Origin of the sequence: Alteromonas profundi (assembly GCF_010500865.1) — a bacterium.
In the GTDB taxonomy this organism is placed as follows: Bacteria; Pseudomonadota; Gammaproteobacteria; order Enterobacterales; family Alteromonadaceae; genus Alteromonas; species Alteromonas profundi.
On sequence record NZ_JAAAWN010000033.1, the window covers coordinates 1 to 18,464 of the forward strand.

An 18,464-nucleotide genomic window follows, 5' to 3' on the forward strand; every position below is an offset into this window, starting at 1 on the left:
GATCAACTGCTTGTATCTCATGGTAACTACTCATGTTTTTTGGCGATTACAGAGTACCACCAACAGGCAGTTGATCTCTTCTCACCGTTTAACCATGAGTGGTGCACTTATTATCTGAAATCGGGCCTTGAGAAATTGAACTATGTTAGAGCATTGCCTAAATCAGTCAATTCAAAGGGGGGAGCGCCTAGACAAGAGTGGCAGTTCAACCCGGCTCTTTTCATAAGTCAAAGCTGAATTGTGTGTTTAAATTTTTTAGTGTGCCAGAGTTTTTTTCTGGCACACATGTGGAGGCTCTTCGTGATGTATATAAAAGAATCGTTACCTATTAATACTGTACACTCTCATAGTTCTACTACTACAGATATATCTCAATTAACTGATGTTTCAGGTGTAATCAGAAACTACCTACAAACAACATTTCGCCCGTTTAAGGAAAATTACTTACAACGCTTACAACAGAACTCGGCGAACAGTATATTCAACAACTTATATAGCAGCTATTTAGCATCGGTATCACCTAGCTACTTTTCAACCTCACCAATGGATATTTACTACAACGAATCACTACTCAAAGAGCAATTAGCGAGTCCCAAGGCAAACTTAAACCATCCGATTATCGATCAACTATGGTTCACTATTTCAGCGACTAAACTAGAACTCCGTAGACTCAGTGATTTGGTTAAGCAAAGGCAGTATAGTGCTTTTTGTGAGTTACATGCCCATAGTCCTAAAAACACACGCGGTCGCCTCGAGATAGAAGTTTACGAGCACTGCTTACACTTCAAATTTTCAGCTCAAAAAGACCATAGAATAGTCGTTTATCACGGCCTAAGAGGTGAAAGTGGTCGTCAAAACCCGATAAAAGTTGCGTTTAATCCAGCTCGATTTACTTTAGTAGAGATAAAGGCTTTTTTCACATGGATACGGAAGGGGGAGGTATTCGATGATTTCGTAACAACAATGAGTAAATCTAATGTGACAAGGTTAGATATTGCAACAGATTTCATTGGTATCTCAACACCAATGTTTTTAGCGGTGAACAATCTCTCTAAGCACACAGATTATGAGCCTAAAAAGCGAACAAGAGACTTTCAATTAGTTCAAACACAAGTTCTGGGAGAGCCGGCTCAATCACACTATGATGTGTACAGCAGAAATCATAAATTATTATCGGTAGCCACTGCAGGTATGTTGCTATTAAATGATACTGGTGAGTCAATACCTATAACTCGTGTTGAGAGGTGTTGGCGTCCGCAAAAAAGTAATACACCATGCAATTTGGTAGACATAGTAGATGCGCCTAACGTGTTGAAGTCTCTTAGTATTTATTCACCTAGATTGCTGGAAGAAATTCGATCTACAGGTGAGAAAATTTTTATTGCTACACACGGCTTTTCGCATTGGTTGTATTCAGGTCGAGAGAAAATTAGCGAGAATGTACTCAAACGTGAATTGTTGTTTATTAACAAAACTGAGTTTGGTGATATGCAAACAAAAGCACTCAAGGTTTTGCGTAAAGTGATTCTAGGTTCGTAAATTTTGGAGGTGCTTGTACCTCCTTCGTTCACTATCTCGGTACAAAACAGCCGTATAACCCTTCACCAACCCTCGCTATCATATATTTAGCTTCTCAAAGCAATTCCATTCAAATTCAGAACTTTTAACTACTACTTCGGAGCACTTTATGAATACAGCTTGCCCCTATGCACTGTATTTAGGTCGACTTGCGCCTAATAGTCAGCGGTCTATTGCTTCACAGCTAAATAGTATCGCTGATTTGCTACGTTGGCCCGAAAACAAGCGCCATATGATGTACCACAAAATAGACTTTCAACAAGCTAGTCATATCAAAGCATTGCTTATTGCTAATGGCTGGTCTGCACGGTCTATAAATAGAGCAATGACAGCAATACGCAGTATTGTAGGCGTTGCCGTTATGTCAGGTATGGCGCCTGAAATGCAATTAGTTCAGCTCCGTGCTATCAGCAAAGTGAGCCACGGCGCGCATGACGGTAAGCCGCTTTCGGTTACGCAGGTTCAAACGCTATTCGCACATTTGAAACAAAATACGTCCGTTCTCGGTACCCGCAATTATGCTGTATTGGCAACACTCCTTGGAACGGGGTTACGCCGAAGTGAGCTAGTTGCGCTACTACTTCAAGACTACATAGCAGGATCGGCACTTATTGTGAGAAAAGGGAAGGGGAACAAGAGCCGTACCGTTCACTTACCGGAGTGGGCGCAGCACGCGCTAAACGAATGGGTAGTGCTACGTGGTAAACAAGAAGGTTATTTGTTTCATAGAGTAGCGAGAGGCGGGAACATCCAACACGACACTCACTTGTCTTCATGTGCTGTTTATTCTCTAATTCGTAAATCACTGTCCTCCATTGGCATCGAGGGCGTATCTCCCCACGACCTTCGGCGTACTTTCATCACACGTTTACTCGAGCAAAATGTCGATTTAAATACCGTTCGGCAGATGGCAGGGCATGCAGATATCAGTACCACGATTATGTATGACAAACGCAGTGAAAAGGTCATGCAGCAAGCTGCCTTCTTACTTTCCTATAAATTGTGAGGTTTATATGTCTCATAAAGTATTAAGAAAGTCTGGTGAGTTGCATTATCTTGCGTGTGAGTGGGGCAAGCGGTTACTTCGATACTTGCCATCAGTTGATACCGATGTACTCAGTAAAAGCCTAGCATCTAATCTGCGCGGGAGCAGTGTTTCAAGCGTACCGTTTTTCAAAGACAGAAATGAAAGCGTTAACTATAAAGCATGCTTAACTATTAGTGATAGGCAGCCTAAGGTTACCAAAACGTTTCTAGACAACTGTAGCTTCATCAGAAGCCTAATGGATTTACCGAAACAAACCGATTTGCTTGTTCAGTTCGCCTTGCTCTCACAAGTAAATCAGTGGTTAAGGGCGTTAGCTTCATCCGTGCATTTGCAGGCTAGCCATTTGTCTCTGAATGAAATTATTAAAGACATTACAGGTGTTAACGATGAGCAGTTTACTCATGCTACAGCGCGATTGAATCAATATGGTTTCTTACCGGATGTGGATTTTTCATCGTATGATTTTGGTGAAATGCCTAGGGTGCTTATCCGTAAGTTACTTACTGAAAAAGTAACCTCCAGAGAGATGCTGGTCGAGCCGCTGCTTCACCCGTCTCCTAACGCTGCATTTGGGCTCAAGGGTTTTCCGCATGTAAATACAAAGCTTTTAACGCGATACTTAAATGCTGCTACGAAAGCTAGAAGTGTTGGTACAAGCGTGTTGCTGTATGGTGACTCTGGAACCGGCAAAACGGAATTATCTCGCGCACTAGCGAAAAGTTGTGGCAGAACGCTTTATGAAATCCGCTCTACGGCACTAGCAAGCAATTACGCCGATGATGAATTTAACAGCCGTTTCCCCAACAAGGACAGGCTTCGTTATCTTTCGTTACTTAACTCATTACTCACTAATAAATCTAACGCTATGTTGTTAGTCGACGAGTGTGAGGGCTTATTTGAAAATGTTGATAGCCAATACAGTAAAGAGCACCTACAGCGTTTTATTGAGCACAACGACATCCCTTGTATTTGGATAACCAATTACGTGCAGAGCCTTGAAGTCAGCTTTATCAGAAGGTTCAAACTCGCTATTGATGTACCGTCATTGAAACCTGAAGAAATAGAAAGCGTTACGCGCTCTTATTTTCGCGGGTTGGGTGTGTCTCTTGCTGCTCGAAAGCAAATCAGTCAGGTAGAGAATATCACGCCTGCGATAGTGGCAAATGCAACGCACATTGCGCATACGATTAAAGCAAAGAGCGTCGAAGCAGAAGCAGTGGTAAACGATGTCGTCGAGTACTCTCTCCGAGCGACAGAGCAGTGGCAAGACAAGCTTAATTACAAAGGCGAAATCCCATTTAAAGTAAGCTACCTTAACATCAAACAACCACAAGCCTACCTCGATGATATTACTTATGCACTTAAGCACAATCTACCTAGTCGTACGTTAATCTCTGGTCCTCCAGGAACAGGAAAAACCGCTTATGCGCATTATCTTGCTGAGTTAAACAATAGAAAGCTCTTGCGGGTTAAGTGCTCGGACGTATTAAGTAAATGGGTGGGCGAAAGCGAACAGAAAATTGCTGAACTATTCCAGCGCGCACACATAGAAGAGCAGGTTATCCTTCTTGATGAAGTTGACAGCTTACTCAGTGCTCGAGAAGGACTAAATACTCAACATGAACTTCAGTTCGTTAATGAGTTTCTAACGCAAATAGAGTGTTTCACGCAGCCGTTATTTGCCGCCACAAACTTTGCTACCAAACTAGATAAAGCAGTGTTGCGTCGTTTCGACTTCAAGCTCGATTGCCAGTACTTAAATTCAGCGCAAGTGCTAGAACTGTATAAACAGATAACAAGAATTAAAAGGCTAAGCGAGTCAGAAAGTGCAACGCTGCTTCAACTAAAATGCCTTACTCCAGGTGACTTTGCCATCTTAGCGCGCCGCACCAAGTTTCGTCCCAATGCATCAATTCGTGATTTTGCCATCAATTTATTGGCAGATGAAAACCAACGTAAGCAAGCAAAACCCCAACCGGGCTTTATTCGCCCTCACTAACCCATAGAGGTAAACACTATGTCTACAACCGTATTGAGTTCGCTCAAGGTCATCGCTCGCCCTAAAATTGAGCCTAAGCCTCCCGTTATCGGTAAGCGTTTAAAGCTTATTGAGAGACTAGAGCAACAAAAAGAGATGGCGCAATGCCTAATCGACAACAAATGTTTTGAGGCGTTTAAGGAAAAGAAAGTTAAGAGCCCTCAAACAGGTGAAATCATCATTCAGCGCAGACCCACCACTGTTCGACCGTGGTATTACGATAGTGACGAATACTACTATCTTGAAATAAAAGTAGGTAATAAACCTATTGAACTTCAAAAAGGTAAACCTGCGATAGATGTTGGCGATAAAGCCAAGCTACCTGAGACTATCGATACCGTTATACAGGCGATTGAAAAAGGTGAGCTTGATAGTGCTCTACTGAGACCAGCTGTTCCTAAAAAAACAGGGGCTAAAAGCTAATAAAGGCAGAACCGCTGAAAGGGTGATAATCAGTATCGCCCTTTCTCTTTCAGTTGTTCAGCAGTCAAAGGCTAAATGGCAAGCCATCACGCTTTGTTTCTACAAGCAACTTAACGCTGCCTATATAACTAAATTAGCTTTTTATGCGACTCGCTTCGACAAAAAGCCAACCTATTTCAAATTAACATCAAGGAACCAAATTATGCGCATTCACAGCGAAGGGCTAGCTTTGCCTGTTACCCACAAGTTTACTAACGCAATAACGGTTATGCTGAACGAAAAGGGCATTTCGGGTGATAGTGTGACTATCAACTTTCGTGACCCGACTTACTCAGCCGAGAATGGAGGTTTTCATCCTGTCGAAATTAGACTGGAACGGCAGAATAACACTTGGCGCCTGTGCTATATCACAGACTTCGCTTACGTCGGGAGTGGCCCCTATGCAGAGTTAGCAAAAGACCTCGACTTTGATTTCCAAGCAGGCGTATTTCAAAACCTTTTCGGCGTTTTTCCTATCGAACAGGCAACCGATATGTATCAGATATGGGAAGGTAATTTTCTGCATTACTGGATTGAGTTGGAAGCGTTTTCGATAAACATCTCAGAATAGACTAGGCACTTTTTTTAAAACTATAAACAGATAAGGAGCATTGAAAAACAGTGAGGATAAATATTGTGTCGAGATGTGTTTCCAATCTCAATGTTACCAGTAAGAAAGCGGCCTATTCTGTCTTTGTGGGTCGAGAGCCAGGAGTGTACGAAACGTGGAAAGAAGCTGAAGCTCAAGTCAAAGGTTACAGCGGAAACCGTTATAAAGGTTTTCCGTCACTATTAGAGGCAAGGCGTGCCTATAGATGCTTTCTCAAGGAGGCTAAGGTAGTGACTGAATCAGAAAACAAACCCCAAAAAGTTAAAAAGACAAAGCCGGGTGTTATTACCGGCGTTGACGTTCCACCTTGGAATTTGGACTAGCTAGAACGTCAAGTGCATGGAGCTGTACAGATAACCTCTGTCGTTCCATGCCGTCTATATTACAACCGCTCGGTTATTCGGTAGATAACGAGTTTATGAGCGATAGTCCAAAATGATGGACGAGAAATAGAGGTAAACCTGCCAAAATGAAGATGATTTCTGACGTTTGTACCTTTCTTTTCTGTGATAATAATATCGACAGTTGACTGGTAAGTGTTTCATGCTCTTCGTTCGTTATAAGACAAGCTTTTTTATGATTTATACACGCTAATTGTATCCAGTCAGAATGAGTTATCTTTCTCGCATCACTTAACTCTTTTGTTCCCTCTTCAGCTGAAAGGCGTTTGTATATTTTGCCTCTACAGCTACTTACGCCAATTTGGCTCGATAAAAATGATTCTGGAGTTTTTACATGCCTTGTAGCTTCGACCATAGGATAGTTGATGAAAGCGTATCCTAAATCAGTCTCATCTGAATAAAGATTAATGAATGTCTCTAGCGTTTCAAAGGAAAATTTATCATCGTTGTATTCAAGATCGAAGAACAAATAAATTTCTGTGAATTTATGTCGAGATATGCCAGCTAAGGCCTCCTGATTCTTTGGTTGGGTTTTCGACTCCCGTAATAACTCAACCACGTCTAGATCAGGGTCTTCCAAAAGCTCTTCGGAAAGCTCGTAAACATCATTTCCAAAAACACAGACGCAAACCGCAGTTTCGTCTTGATCGAAAAAAGCTTTTTTCAGACTTTGATAATAATTAAGCTCGGTTTTTTCTCCCTCAAAAATCAGTAAAACGTGTCTACTCAATCCTCATTCCTCTGTATATTTTCTCTATATTATGAGCTTTCCGTAGTTCCTTATGAACCAAGCTTGAGAAAGGAACGATTTTGTTGTCGCTAACCTCGAAATAACAATCCGGCCTGAGAAGATCATTATCGAGTAGTGATAAGTTATGAGTTGTTAAAACAGTCTGACATTCTAGTTCGCTGAGTTTATTTACAATTTTTCTCGACAGCTCAAAATGATAAAAAGCGTCAAACTCATCAATAAACGCGAACTTTATTTTTTTGTCACACAACTGCAAGTACCAATAATAAAAAATACCCAAGGATAACGTTCCCGTACTGGCTATTCTTGAAAATTCTATTGTCTTGTTCCGATACTTAAAGACAATATATTGGTCGTCTGATGCTCCCTGTACGTCGAGATTGCAATTTACACCCACTTCATTCAAAAAATTTTCGAATTCTTGGACTTTTCCTTTTCCTATTATTTCGTCTGAAAGTTTACTTGAGCTAATCCGTTGCCCTTGATATTCAGTTCGATTGAGGCTTCGAAAGAACACCATGCCGCCTACAAATTCAATAAACTTATCAAAAATATAGTTAAGTCTAGTCTCATCTAGCACGGACATACTGAGATAACGAATGATGGAGATATCAGCTCTGGATATGTCAGTTTTCAGATTTTCACTACCATCTAAATCAAAGAAAGCTTTGTGACCTTCGTCTCTGTTTATTTCCGCGACTAGTTGCTTGTCTATATGGAGTGATTCATACACAAGGCTCAAATCGTCAGTTTTCCCATAGCGATATACCACTTCATGTCCTTCGATCTCAAACTCATACTCAAAGTTTGCGTGTTGCTCATCCGTATCCGCATTGAGAAAGTTATCTTTCAATGTATTTATTTGCACGGTTGAATCAGGTATGACGTGTGAAACGATATCTAATATCGCCAAACCGACATTTGATTTCCCACTACCGTTCTCACCATAGATGACACTATGGTTTACAGTGCCGTTTTTGAGAGCATGTGTATTAAATTCATACTTGTTAGTGCTTCGCAGATCGAATTCTAGTTTGTCTTTAAAATTCCTAAATCCTTGCACCGAAAAATAAGTAAGCATCGTAGTCTCCAATATTCTGTGTCAAGATAGCACAGCTTTATCGTGCCGTAAAAAAATTACGGTACAGTTTTTATCTTTTGAATTTTAGTGGTTTCATAAGTCGCCCTACGATACTTACACTCCTTCTTGGCCTCAACAGAAGTAGAACTTGAAGAAAGGAAGAAGGAGTTTAAGCCCCAATTCATGAGCAGTTAGATATGTATCTCCTTTACAACCGTCTCAAAATGAACCACACTGAACTAAAGTATAGAAAAGTACACAGGGAAGATGCTCGACTCCATCAGCTTTGCTCAAAAACAACGCCTTGCCTACATCGACTTTTGCCTGTTATTCAAAGGTGCGATTTATCGTCAGGACTTAATTAATCGTTTTCAGGTCGGCTTGTCGGCAGGTTCACGCGATTTCGGAATTTACAAAGAGCTTGCACCGGATAACCTGTCTTACGATTCGCGAGAAAAGCGATACTTCCAGACGCCTCAGTTCAAGCCTGTTTTTGAACACGACGCAAGACGCACCTTAACTAAACTCGCCAACGATATCTCCGACGGGTTTGATGCAATAGGCGATATTCATTTCCCAGTAGAAGCACCGTCTAGTCTGAATGTACCGGACATCTTTATAGTTGCGCGCCTTGTTCAGGCCATTCTTAATAACAAAGCGGTTAGCGTTATCTACACGTCACTTTCTAGCGGTTCGAATGCTAGAGAACTCGTACCTCACTCTATCGTGGACAATGGCCTACGCTGGCACGTTCGCGCCTTTGATCGTAAGAGTCAGAGTTTCCGTGACTTTGTACTAACACGTATTAGCAAAGTAACGATTAAAGACGTTCCTAAGGAGGAGGAAAGCGCCAAAGCCGATACCGAATGGCAGCGCCTTATTCCGCTTCAACTCGTGCCGCACCCCAAGAATGTTGAACATCCTACCGCTATCGAAATGGATTACGGCATGGAAAACAAGCAACTGCTTATCGAAGTGCGAGCGGCAATGGCGGGTTATCTGTTAAGACGATGGAATGTGGACTGCACCGAGCGCGGAACCTTAATTGGACCAGAATACCAGCTTTGGCTACAAAATCGGTTTACTCTGAACAATGTGCAAAACTTGGCGATTGCACCGGGGTATGAAGTTAAAGATAACGGAAGCGGAGGTGGTAATTGATCCTCCATTGCACCAAGAAGCTTTACGCCAAGCTGCCTGAGACGGTGAAAGCTACAGAGCAACCTGCTACTGCTATAGGTATTCAGGCACAGTGGCTAAACTGGCATGCAAACCTTATCACTATTCAGCGAAGACAATGTGTAATCGCGGTACATGATGCCACACGTTTTACGCTGTTTATTCCATGCCTAACCAAGAAAGACTTCGGAAACCTCGATTGGCATTTTAACGACGTGTTTATTAACACCTTGCTGAAAAGCGATTTGCCGCCTGAACTGGTTGATATCGGTGCGACGAACTACCAACCACTTACGTTCGATACAAACTGTAATCGTTCGGTACAAGGTACGATGAATCAAGTATCTCAAGATATTGATTACGGATTGTATTACAAGAACACGTCGGTAGCGGATATCAATCCGTACCGATACAGCGCAGATTTAAGCCATAGGCCTTGTGGCGTAAAAGATAAGAAAGATTACATTTGGCCAGATAGAGAAATGGCCCAGCTTCTAAAAACATTAGATACAAAAAATAACAATGCTGCAGAACTACTGCACTAAACAAGGAAGAGATGTATGTCAGCAGTAAAAAAACTAAACATCGTCGATATAGAAAACGGGCTTGAAGAGCTTGCGAACAGGAATTTATCCCCGGCAGAGTATGGGAAAGAACTTATTGCCTTGTTCAGTTCTTCAGCAACGCTTAAACGGTTGGGTACAAGTAAGGCAAACACCTCTGAATTTGAGAATGGGCTGTTGTGGCGCGAGAAAATTCATTATGTTCCATGCTCACCAGGACAGCTGAACGCAACTATCGACTCGGTTAAAAAATCCCATAAGACACTCAAAGCCAAAGTCAGACTGGTGGTGATTAACGATGGCTCCCACATTCTTGTTTACGATAGAAAGTATGACGAGCTGACAGACTGCACGCTCGATAAGATTAAAGATGAGCCTCAACTCTTTTTGCCATTGGCAGGGCAAGAAGGCTTTCGTCGAGAAGAAGAAAGTGAAGTCGACATCAAGGCCACTGGTAAACTGGCTAAAGTCTACGATGCGCTTATTGAGAGGAATCCTGAGTGGCTGGAAGGTAATAAACGCCATGCACTTAACCACTTCATGACTCAGATAATCTTCTGTTTGTTTGCAGAAGATACCGGTATTTTCCCGAAAGATATTTTTACCAAAGCACTGAAAAACCGCGCGGGCAGTGATGGAGAGCATGCAACTGAGGTTATCACCGAAATCTTTAGTGTTTTGGATGTCGATCAACTTAATCGTTCATATTTAGCTTCTTGGATAACTGAGTTTCCATATGTAAACGGTGGGCTCTTCAGCGGAGAAGTTCTTGTTCCCGAATTTACTCCAAAGGCCTACAGGTATCTGCTTGAAGCGGCTTCGCTTGATTGGAAACATATAAACCCTGACATTCTAGGCTCAAGCATTCAAGCAATTGTTGACCCGACGATGCGCGGCAATTTGGGTATGCACTACACTTCAGTACCCAATATTCTTAAAACATTAGAGCCGCTATTCCTCAACGAACTTCGAGATGAATTGCTGAAGGCAAGGCATTCCAAAAAGCAGATTAATGCTTTCTTAGAGCGTTTATCAAAAATTGTCGTTTTTGACCCTGCATGTGGCAAACGTTACATACCCTCTTTTAATTCCACACCCTACATGCTTTAATGGTGACACTTTAAGTCGCTCTCTATTCAGGCTGTAGTTTCTGCTGGTAAGTATCGAGCTTTTAATTCGGAAACATTATGGCCAGTCTTGAATTTATCCATTATCAGCCACGAAGCATAGATACAAGTGGGCATTCTCTCCAGTGGAAAGAGTTAAAAAGAAAACCCATCACAAATCTGCCACAGATTGTTTGGGAAGATAATTCAACTTGGGCTGAAGCCAATCTTTGGGCGTTGGAGCAAGCTACATCCTTTAAACGTGATCTAAAAACTGTTCGTTCTAATATGGCTCATCTACTTGGCTACGCTAAATGGTTGGAGGGTGAATCCATTTCATGGTGGCATTTTCCCGAAAGAGAGAGTGAACGATGTCTTGTAAGATTTAGAGGTGCTTTAATTGCTGCAAGAAATAATGGCGAGCTTGCTCCAAGTACGGCGTCTCAGAGAATGGCAGCAGCTATTCGTTTTTATAAGTGGAGCCAATCAAGACGGCTAATCTCCCCTGAATGGCCGATGTGGGAAGAACGGTCAGTAGGAATAACACTAACGAATTCTTTTGGACTTGAGCACACAATGCGTGTTGCTAGTACTGATCTCTCCATACCTAATCGTAAAGTTGCAGGTGCAATCCAACTGGAAGATGGCTTATTGCCAGTGTCTATCTCGGCAATGAGAGAAATACTTACTTTGGCAGATAAGGTTTCTACTGAAGAACTATCACTGATGCTTAGGTTAGGTTTTTTTGCCGGGTTAAGGATCGGCTCCATCACTGACCTCAAGGTAAACACATTACATAATGCGACGATTGTTCCGGAAGTTGGTTGGAAGCGCTTGGCTGTTGGACCTGCGGCAAGGCCGCCAGTAGCAACGAAATTTAGTGTTTCTGGGGCTATTCCAATCCCAGAGGAGTTACTTAAGCTTTTGTTAGATTATTCAGTCAGTACAAGGCGATTGAAGCGACAAGCATTAGCAGACCCTAAAGATAAAGACTTGCTTTTTCTAACTCGATACGGGAATTCATACTCTGGTGATGACAGTAGGGCCATTAACGTTGAAATGTCTCGTCTTCGAGCAGCAGGGAAAAAAGCAGGAATAAAAGTATTACATGGCTTTCACTTTCATCGAACCAGAGCAACTTTTGCAACTGAGTTAATGCGTGTTGCACTTAAATTTATGCCTGTGGGTGATGCAATACAGTTTGTTCGAGAAGCCTGCTTGCATAAAGAGGAAGCTACGACCATGCAGTACATTAAGTTTATTGAGACTAACAAAGCCATGGCCGACGCAGCCGACGCTTTTACCAATCTATTTATGGGGTTGGCAAGGGGGAATACTGATGAGTGAATTAGACCTTACATTCCCAAGCTATCCTATTGGCACTCATCAAGTCCCATGGGACCTAAAAATACTACTGTTTAAAGGCGCGTCTAACATACCTCGTAAATCTGCAATAGTGTCAATTGAAGGCAATAAGTTTGGCAAGCGAATCGAAGAACGAATTCCGCTAGTAGTAGCATTTCATGAGGCCATCTGTTCAATGATTAGTCTTGGAAAGTCCCGAGCGCTGGTTGAATCAAGTTTAGAAGTCCTGTGGCGCTTCTTCGCGTGGTCAGACAAAAACTCACAACAGATTTCGTCCGAAAATGTAATAGAGATATTTAAGTTATGGACTGATGTCCAAATACACAGGCACCAGATAAAAAAGGAAATTAGTGCTATCTATGCCTATCGGCAAACATCAAAGATGGCAAATTTGCTTGCGAAAGCACTACGTCTTCCGGGAGCAAAGCCTGGTGGAAATTTATTGCTTCAAACCAGAATGAGAAAGCCGATTGAAAAAAAACGCGTATTAGGGACCGAAGCAGATAAACAAAATTTAGACCATACATTTAAGTTCGGCCATTTACTAACAAAAATATGTGAAGCATTAGATGTAGAAACGGTGCGGGGAAAACTTCCAATACGCATTAATATCGGCAATGAGGCGATTCTGACCTTAGCAGGTAGTTTAATGGACCCTGACATGGATATTAATACAGTCAAAAATGCTGCGGTAAGACGTAATGCCGAGATTGCAAGGGCACCCTTGCCGGATGGTGAGAGCCTGTTCGATAGACACAAGCGTTCTGCAATTCTTAACCAAAGAATAGAAGCCGAGCTGCTTATATTTATTGCGCAAACAGGAATGAACCTTACACAAGCTGCGGGCCTTGAAAAAGAAAGCTATAGATGGAAATCAAGCGGTGAAGACCTTGAGGTCTTTCGTGTTTACAAAGGCCGCCGAAGCGGTGACGCTATATTTCGATGTTTTAAATCGTATCGGTGTCATCTAGAAAAATACATGGGTTGGCTAGGTGAAACGGGTTTTAGTGATCATGACAATCGATTATTTCCGATTTTGAGTAGAGGCATGATTCGCGCTAAAGGCGCTAAAATAAAGTTTAATACTACTAAAGAGACATTGAAGAAAGTCGACGTAAGTTTTGTTGGACCACAGCAACTGCGTAAAACCCGAGTTAACTGGTTACTGAGACGAAGTCGTGATCTAGACCTGACTGCTGAACAAATGGCACACGATAAAGGTGTACTACTTCGTGACTATGAAATGCCACACCATCAATCAGCCGCTGCTGAAATTGTTAGATTCCACAAATCAACAGATCCTGCTTTTTCGCCGCCAGGCCCCGGTGTTTGTATTGACAAGCATCACAAACCTGAGCTTGTTTCTAACCTCCCAACCGAAGCACCAAAACCAGATTGCATAAGTCCAGAAGGCTGCCTTTTCTGCACGAAGCATAGAGATATTATGAGTTCTGAGTATTGCTGGAAGCTCGCTTCTCATTTTCAACTCAAAAAATTGGAGACCGCCCTTTATAAACCATCCAAAAAACAAGAAGTACATCCTGGGTATCGAGTCATCGAACGAATTACTCAAAAGCTTGATGCGATTTCTTCGGGAAGTCAGATCAGAGCGAACTGGGTCAAGGACGCTAAAGATTTAATTCGTTCTGGAAGGTATCACCCATATTGGGACGGCCATATCAAATTGCTGGAGACAATTGTATGAATATTGCCGAGCTTCCAGGGTTACAAATTGAGTCATCAATAGTTAAAACAAATTCGGTTAATTTTAGACCACCAAGTTGGCCTCCCCCAGACGATTTTCCCGTGATTATTGACGCGGCAGGACAAGTGGTTTCTCGTTATAGCGATGTTCGCTGGGATCTATCTCCTTGGGCAGGGTATACACTCACTATTCATTTTGGAGACGGGCCCGGTCAAGGAAGAAAGGTAAGTCATGAAAATGCTTTAATATTGCGTCAAATAGTCGCTTGGTGGCTTTGGGGTTCAAGCGCAGTGCGTGCAGCTAGTTCTTTAGTCCATAAATTTGAAAGCATGAAACCTCTCTTTGTAGCCTGTACAGACCACGGGATATTGGCATCTGAGCTCTATAAATTTCCAAATGTAATCAAAGAGGCTGCCAACTATTACTCTTCCAGGGGCTATAGAGTGATCTCATATTTGGACTCCTTGTCCTTTGCCAACGATAAATTAGGACTTACCATTCTGGACCAAGAGGGCATGAAGACTTTCAGTGAAACATTACCTGATGTAAGCGAAACTCAAACTGCCTATATTCCTGTGCGAATATGGCATTATCAGGTGAGTCGTTTACGAGAATGTTTAGATGACTTTTTAAGTCATCTAAAAGCCATCGAAGCTTGCTATCATTTTTGTTTGCAGGCTTACACGACAAATGCCGGAGGAAGATTGTCAAGTGCGTTCGGAGGGCTTGGGGATAATTCACCATTTAATGTCAAGCGAACACTCGGTAAGCAAAAATCGGGGAAGGTCTTTTATGGTGCATTTGAAGAAACCGCTAAACGTTACAAAATAGACGAGTTATTACAGAAGTGGTGCGGCATCGGGGTTAAACTAGAGCTGAAAAATCTTTCGAGTTATCTAAGTTTAGTAAGCTCTGTAGGCTTAGCATATATTCTAAACTTTTCATTGATGCGCGTAAGTGAAGGAGGAAAATTGCGTGCAGACTGTTATGAAGTGGAGACGGACCCAATTGGTGAAAATATTCATTTATTGAAAGGCGTTACTACTAAAACGATAGCGGATGATGATGCTCGCTGGATTGTATCCCCAACTGTGAAATTAGCCATTGATGCTATGACGAGTGTTGCAAGAATGCGTCTTAAAGCAGCGGTTGAAAATCCAAACATTGAATTATCTGAAGACGAAATTGCTAACCCAGTTTTGCAATCTTTGCCCCATGAACCATGGAGTGCTAGAACCCCCTCATCAAAGGGCTCAAAAAAGTTCAAAAAGATTAGGACTTATGCCGACATTTGGAATATTTGGCCAAAACTATTTGATACAAGACAAATGACTATCACCGAGGCTGATTTCGAACTGGCTAATCGAATGACCTTTGGTCTAGACCCAAAAAAGTTTTCAGTTGGCAATATCTGGCCGATAAGCTGGCATCAATTGCGGCGCACTGGCGCAGTTAACATGCTAGCGAGCGGACTGGTTAATGAAGCCTCGCTTCAGTACCAACTCAAACATGCAAGCCGGGCTATGAGCCAGTACTACGGTAAAAACTTTTATCGTCTAGCAGAACCCTTAAATGAAGAAGCTCGCGGATATTATCTTCGAGAAATGTATCTAGCTATGGTTCGTGAATTTAAATCTTTACAAGCTGAACACTATGTTTCTCCGCATGGTGACAAGCGGAAAGATCAGCTCCTTCACGAGATAGCTGAAAAAGACCATACGCAGCTAGTCAAAGCAGCTAAAGCGGGAAATATTAGTTATCGAGAAACATTTCTTGGCGGTTGCGCAAATTCAGGACCGCCATGCCCACTTGGCGGGATTAGTAATATCAGCTCTTGCATGGGCTTCGGATTGAAAAAACCATGCGCCTCTGCGATATTGGATAAAGAAAAGTTACCCAAAATACAAGCCCTTAAAGATGTAATTTCAGTACAGCTTATCAATGCTACAGAGGGCTCACCCATGTATGAGTCATTACAAGCACAGCTAGAATCAGCGGAGCGAGCGATTAATGTCATCGAAAGTAACTAAACCAAGAAAAGTCAGCAAGGCTGAACTGAAATTTAGAGAAGCCTTCGAACGTCTTAAGCAGGGAAAGCCTGACATTCTCCCCAAAGGCACGCCTCTCAGCCAGAACAACGTTGCGAAGGAGGCTGGTGTCGACCCCTCCGCACTTAGGCGAGTAAGGTTTCCTGAGTTGGTATCAGAAATACAGGAATGGATCGAAACTCACAAAGACGAGAAAAGCACAAAAACACCAAGACAAATGATGCTTGCTCAAAGATCCAAGAATCGCGATCTAAAAGAGAAGTATCAGTCTCTTGAAGAGCAGAGAGATAAGGCGCTAAGCCAATTGCTGGACGCTCAAGCTAGGATCCTAGAACTAACTCTAGAAAATCAGAGTCTACGCTCTCAATTGCCGACAAACACAGTAACTCATCTTTTTGACCGAAATAATTAAATTCGAACTCAAAAAATGTTAAGCAAATCAATATTTACTGGTAATTTTTGTGTGAAAAATAAAAATATGCAAGTGGCATAGCCATGATCCGCTGTCATCTCGCTCGTATGATGGGCGAACATAAAATGCGTACAGCGGACACTGATACAAAAAAGCGACGACATAAGCTGGCACAGTGCTATCAAAGTGATAAAGTAATGGTCTGCTGATTATTTTTTCGGTCTTAATATGGAAATTATGTCGAGAAACAAACTCCTTAACACCTGTGTCTTTATTTGCCTTGCACTTTTGGGTGCACCATCATGGGCTAGTGATGGTGAATGGGTAAGACCCTTTATGACCGACGTTTCAAATACTTATAATGTTAGAAAAGAAGGCTACAGCATCAGTGTTACATACTCGTGTGAGTATAAGGTTAATGGCTACATTCAAGGGCTGACAGTTTTTATAAATGAAAGCTTTTTAGGTGGTCATAAGTTTGATTTGGACTCTGAAATAGAGATTGAGTTTATACGGGATGATAATAAGCTTTTTTCTAATCAGTTAACCGAAGAAGAATTACTTAATGTTCTTGCAGAGCGTAAAGCAAATATAAAGTTAGATGCTTCCCCCCTCAGAGACTTCATTTCACTTAAGCAACTTCGTCACACTATGTCGGATAACAAAAAAATCAACGGTGTTCCAATATCCAACTTAATTGAAACTGGAAAAGAGTTTGGACTTAGAGTATTGCTTGATGGTACTGAAATAAAGCGGGTTCCTGTAAACCTTGGATTTGTAGTAGGAAACAAATTTAAGGGTATAGCTCGTAGCTGCGAGTCAGACGAACAGCTAAAAGCTAAAATGGAAGACGGTAAGCGTCAATTGCTGCAAGAAGAGGAAAGAAGAAATTTGAGAGGTCTCGCAATACTATTTTCTTTGCTTGCATTCTTGGGTTTGCTTTCCTTTTTGTTTAATAAGTACATTAATAAAAGGCGAAGTAATAACTCAACACATTAGGATAGACCACAAAGTCAGTTAGTTGTCTGTTGATGCCTGTCTACGCTAGTACCTAGGCAGCTATGTAAGTTTTTCGGACATTCGTGCCTATAGAGCTTCTAATCTAGACAATGCTGACAATCGTTGGCCCGCTTAGCATCCTACCTGCAACAAAGTGTGGTTACGATGTGTCCACTAAAGTCGTGGCAGACTCACTAATTTTTGCGTGGTTATCAAGAGAGTGCTAATTTACAGAACAGCTAACACAACAATATTAAAAGGATTTCAATGAGCCCGTTTTTCATTTTCTGGGGAATATTTTCGTTACTAGTAGGTTTGTTTGCCTCGCAGCGGGGCAAGAGCTTTTTCGGTTACTTCATCTTGTCTCTGCTTCTATCCCCACTCATCAGCTTACTTATCGTGATGTTAACCGACTCGAATGACCAGAAATCTGAAGCTAAGCGCATTCAGAGCGGCAGCGAAAAAAAATGCCTTTATTGCGCAGAATTAGTTAAAGCAGAGGCGATTAAGTGCAAGCACTGTGGCAGCGACATTGGCGGGTTAAACGGAAACGCATTAGCATTCAAAGATGACCTAGACGCTCACAAAGCTCTTCAGGACGCAATATACAAAAAAGATGAAATGCGAGTTGAAGCCATACTTGAAACCAAGTTATCTGTAGCAGACTGTCCTCTCGCGTTTAACCACAAAGATTACGCAGAACTTCACGGAACACCGAGAATTATTGACATGATTGAAGCTAAAAGCTAACGGCTTCAACAAGTAGCTCTCAAATGTTATTAATCGACATGCGCGAAAAACGGCTCCAACAATCATAAGTCATTACCGTCCGCTCGTTTGTGCCAGTAGCTGCCGTTGGTACTTCACCTCGGGGGCTGCATCTCCTTATGTTTAGCAGCCTCGAAGAGTGCTTTTTCAAAGACAGAGCGCTGCGAAAAACGCACTTCAGCAACGACCATTTTGTTAGTTCCCATTAGTGCATGAAACGATATATCTGCCAAATGATAAGCACAAAAAAAGTTGAATTTTACTGCGCAAACTTATAGCAAAATACCTAATAGCCACTCCAAAACTTGCGCTTTTATTCATAAGCCTATGCTATGGTTTTGGAGTAGAGT

At 42.0% G+C, this 18,464-nt stretch carries 17 protein-coding genes; 15 read left to right on the top strand and 2 right to left on the bottom strand.

Annotation, left to right across the window (positions count from 1 at the left end; all coding sequences use genetic code 11):
• The first annotated feature begins 300 nt into the window (after positions 1-300).
• From GTH32_RS17490 to GTH32_RS19540, 6 genes are all read left to right on the top strand, one after another.
• Positions 301-1,539, top strand: coding sequence for a hypothetical protein (locus GTH32_RS17490; RefSeq protein WP_163088198.1), 1,239 nt, complete (start codon positions 301-303; stop codon positions 1,537-1,539).
• 148 nt (positions 1,540-1,687) lie between these two features.
• Complete coding sequence (locus GTH32_RS17495) at positions 1,688-2,584, top strand: tyrosine-type recombinase/integrase (protein WP_163088200.1); 897 nt, start codon at positions 1,688-1,690, stop codon at positions 2,582-2,584.
• Between the two features lie 7 nt (positions 2,585-2,591).
• Positions 2,592-4,625, top strand: a complete 2,034-nt coding sequence (locus tag GTH32_RS17500; protein WP_163088202.1) for an AAA family ATPase — start codon at positions 2,592-2,594, stop codon at positions 4,623-4,625.
• 18 nt (positions 4,626-4,643) lie between these two features.
• Positions 4,644-5,087 (top strand): DUF6641 family protein, encoded by a 444-nt coding sequence (locus tag GTH32_RS17505; RefSeq protein WP_163088204.1) that lies wholly within the window; start codon positions 4,644-4,646, stop codon positions 5,085-5,087.
• Between the two features lie 202 nt (positions 5,088-5,289).
• The gene (locus GTH32_RS17510; RefSeq protein WP_069944909.1) at positions 5,290-5,697 is read left to right on the top strand and encodes a DUF2787 family protein; all 408 of its coding nucleotides are present in this window, start codon (positions 5,290-5,292) and stop codon (positions 5,695-5,697) included.
• 65 nt (positions 5,698-5,762) lie between these two features.
• The gene (locus tag GTH32_RS19540) at positions 5,763-6,059 is read left to right on the top strand and encodes an RNase H1/viroplasmin domain-containing protein (RefSeq protein ID WP_080986439.1); all 297 of its coding nucleotides are present in this window, start codon (positions 5,763-5,765) and stop codon (positions 6,057-6,059) included.
• Positions 6,060-6,132: 73 nt separating this feature from the next.
• On the opposite strand, the gene GTH32_RS17520 is transcribed toward GTH32_RS19540, so the two are convergent.
• The gene (locus GTH32_RS17520) at positions 6,133-6,867 is read right to left on the bottom strand and encodes a hypothetical protein (protein WP_069944856.1); all 735 of its coding nucleotides are present in this window, start codon (positions 6,865-6,867) and stop codon (positions 6,133-6,135) included.
• Entirely contained in the window at positions 6,860-7,969 is a 1,110-nt protein-coding gene (locus GTH32_RS17525) for an ATP-binding protein (RefSeq protein WP_069944855.1), read from the bottom strand. The genes GTH32_RS17520 and GTH32_RS17525 overlap by 8 nt, the downstream gene beginning before the upstream one ends.
• 267 nt (positions 7,970-8,236) lie before the next feature.
• Here GTH32_RS17525 and GTH32_RS17530 point away from each other — a divergent pair, with 267 nt between their 5' ends.
• From GTH32_RS17530 to GTH32_RS17570, 9 genes are all read left to right on the top strand, one after another.
• Positions 8,237-9,130 carry a WYL domain-containing protein gene (locus GTH32_RS17530; RefSeq protein WP_163088206.1) on the top strand — a complete coding sequence of 298 codons (894 nt, stop codon included), beginning with the start codon at positions 8,237-8,239 and terminating at the stop codon, positions 9,128-9,130.
• On the top strand, positions 9,127-9,693 hold the full coding sequence (locus GTH32_RS17535; protein WP_163088208.1) for a DUF6933 domain-containing protein: 567 nt from the start codon (positions 9,127-9,129) through the stop codon (positions 9,691-9,693). The genes GTH32_RS17530 and GTH32_RS17535 overlap by 4 nt, the downstream gene beginning before the upstream one ends.
• Positions 9,694-9,708: 15 nt before the next feature.
• Positions 9,709-10,821 carry a type IIL restriction-modification enzyme MmeI gene (locus GTH32_RS17540; protein WP_163088210.1) on the top strand — a complete coding sequence of 371 codons (1,113 nt, stop codon included), beginning with the start codon at positions 9,709-9,711 and terminating at the stop codon, positions 10,819-10,821.
• Between the two features lie 77 nt (positions 10,822-10,898).
• A complete protein-coding gene (locus GTH32_RS17545) occupies positions 10,899-12,164 on the top strand; it encodes a site-specific integrase (RefSeq protein WP_163088213.1) in 1,266 nt (421 codons plus the stop codon).
• Positions 12,157-13,887, top strand: coding sequence for a hypothetical protein (locus tag GTH32_RS17550; RefSeq protein ID WP_163088215.1), 1,731 nt, complete (start codon positions 12,157-12,159; stop codon positions 13,885-13,887). Before GTH32_RS17545 ends, GTH32_RS17550 begins: the two co-directional genes overlap by 8 nt.
• Entirely contained in the window at positions 13,884-15,917 is a 2,034-nt protein-coding gene (locus GTH32_RS17555; RefSeq protein WP_163088217.1) for a site-specific integrase, read from the top strand. The genes GTH32_RS17550 and GTH32_RS17555 overlap by 4 nt, the downstream gene beginning before the upstream one ends.
• Positions 15,898-16,347: a hypothetical protein gene (locus GTH32_RS17560; protein WP_163088219.1), complete on the top strand. Its 450-nt coding sequence runs from the start codon at positions 15,898-15,900 to the stop codon at positions 16,345-16,347. The genes GTH32_RS17555 and GTH32_RS17560 overlap by 20 nt, the downstream gene beginning before the upstream one ends.
• Before the next feature lie 228 nt (positions 16,348-16,575).
• Entirely contained in the window at positions 16,576-17,346 is a 771-nt protein-coding gene (locus GTH32_RS17565; RefSeq protein ID WP_163088221.1) for a hypothetical protein, read from the top strand.
• 267 nt (positions 17,347-17,613) lie between these two features.
• Positions 17,614-18,096 carry a zinc ribbon domain-containing protein gene (locus GTH32_RS17570; protein ID WP_163088223.1) on the top strand — a complete coding sequence of 161 codons (483 nt, stop codon included), beginning with the start codon at positions 17,614-17,616 and terminating at the stop codon, positions 18,094-18,096.
• Positions 18,097-18,464 lie beyond the last annotated feature (368 nt).

Bases quoted from the DNA above. Each gene is read 5' to 3' on its own strand.
- GTH32_RS17555 (WP_163088217.1), top strand. From the start codon at position 13,884: ATGAATATTGCCGAGCTTCCAGGGTTACAAATTGAGTCATCAATAGTT.
- GTH32_RS17545 (WP_163088213.1), top strand. From the start codon at position 10,899: ATGGCCAGTCTTGAATTTATCCATTATCAGCCACGAAGCATAGATACA.
- GTH32_RS17530 (WP_163088206.1), top strand. From the start codon at position 8,237: ATGCTCGACTCCATCAGCTTTGCTCAAAAACAACGCCTTGCCTACATC.
- GTH32_RS17510 (WP_069944909.1), top strand. From the start codon at position 5,290: ATGCGCATTCACAGCGAAGGGCTAGCTTTGCCTGTTACCCACAAGTTT.
- GTH32_RS17540 (WP_163088210.1), top strand. From the start codon at position 9,709: ATGTCAGCAGTAAAAAAACTAAACATCGTCGATATAGAAAACGGGCTT.
- GTH32_RS17560 (WP_163088219.1), top strand. From the start codon at position 15,898: ATGTCATCGAAAGTAACTAAACCAAGAAAAGTCAGCAAGGCTGAACTG.
- GTH32_RS17505 (WP_163088204.1), top strand. From the start codon at position 4,644: ATGTCTACAACCGTATTGAGTTCGCTCAAGGTCATCGCTCGCCCTAAA.
- GTH32_RS17550 (WP_163088215.1), top strand. From the start codon at position 12,157: ATGAGTGAATTAGACCTTACATTCCCAAGCTATCCTATTGGCACTCAT.
- GTH32_RS17565 (WP_163088221.1), top strand. From the start codon at position 16,576: ATGGAAATTATGTCGAGAAACAAACTCCTTAACACCTGTGTCTTTATT.
- GTH32_RS17495 (WP_163088200.1), top strand. From the start codon at position 1,688: ATGAATACAGCTTGCCCCTATGCACTGTATTTAGGTCGACTTGCGCCT.
- GTH32_RS17525 (WP_069944855.1), bottom strand. From the start codon at position 7,969: ATGCTTACTTATTTTTCGGTGCAAGGATTTAGGAATTTTAAAGACAAA.
- GTH32_RS17570 (WP_163088223.1), top strand. From the start codon at position 17,614: ATGAGCCCGTTTTTCATTTTCTGGGGAATATTTTCGTTACTAGTAGGT.
- GTH32_RS17500 (WP_163088202.1), top strand. From the start codon at position 2,592: ATGTCTCATAAAGTATTAAGAAAGTCTGGTGAGTTGCATTATCTTGCG.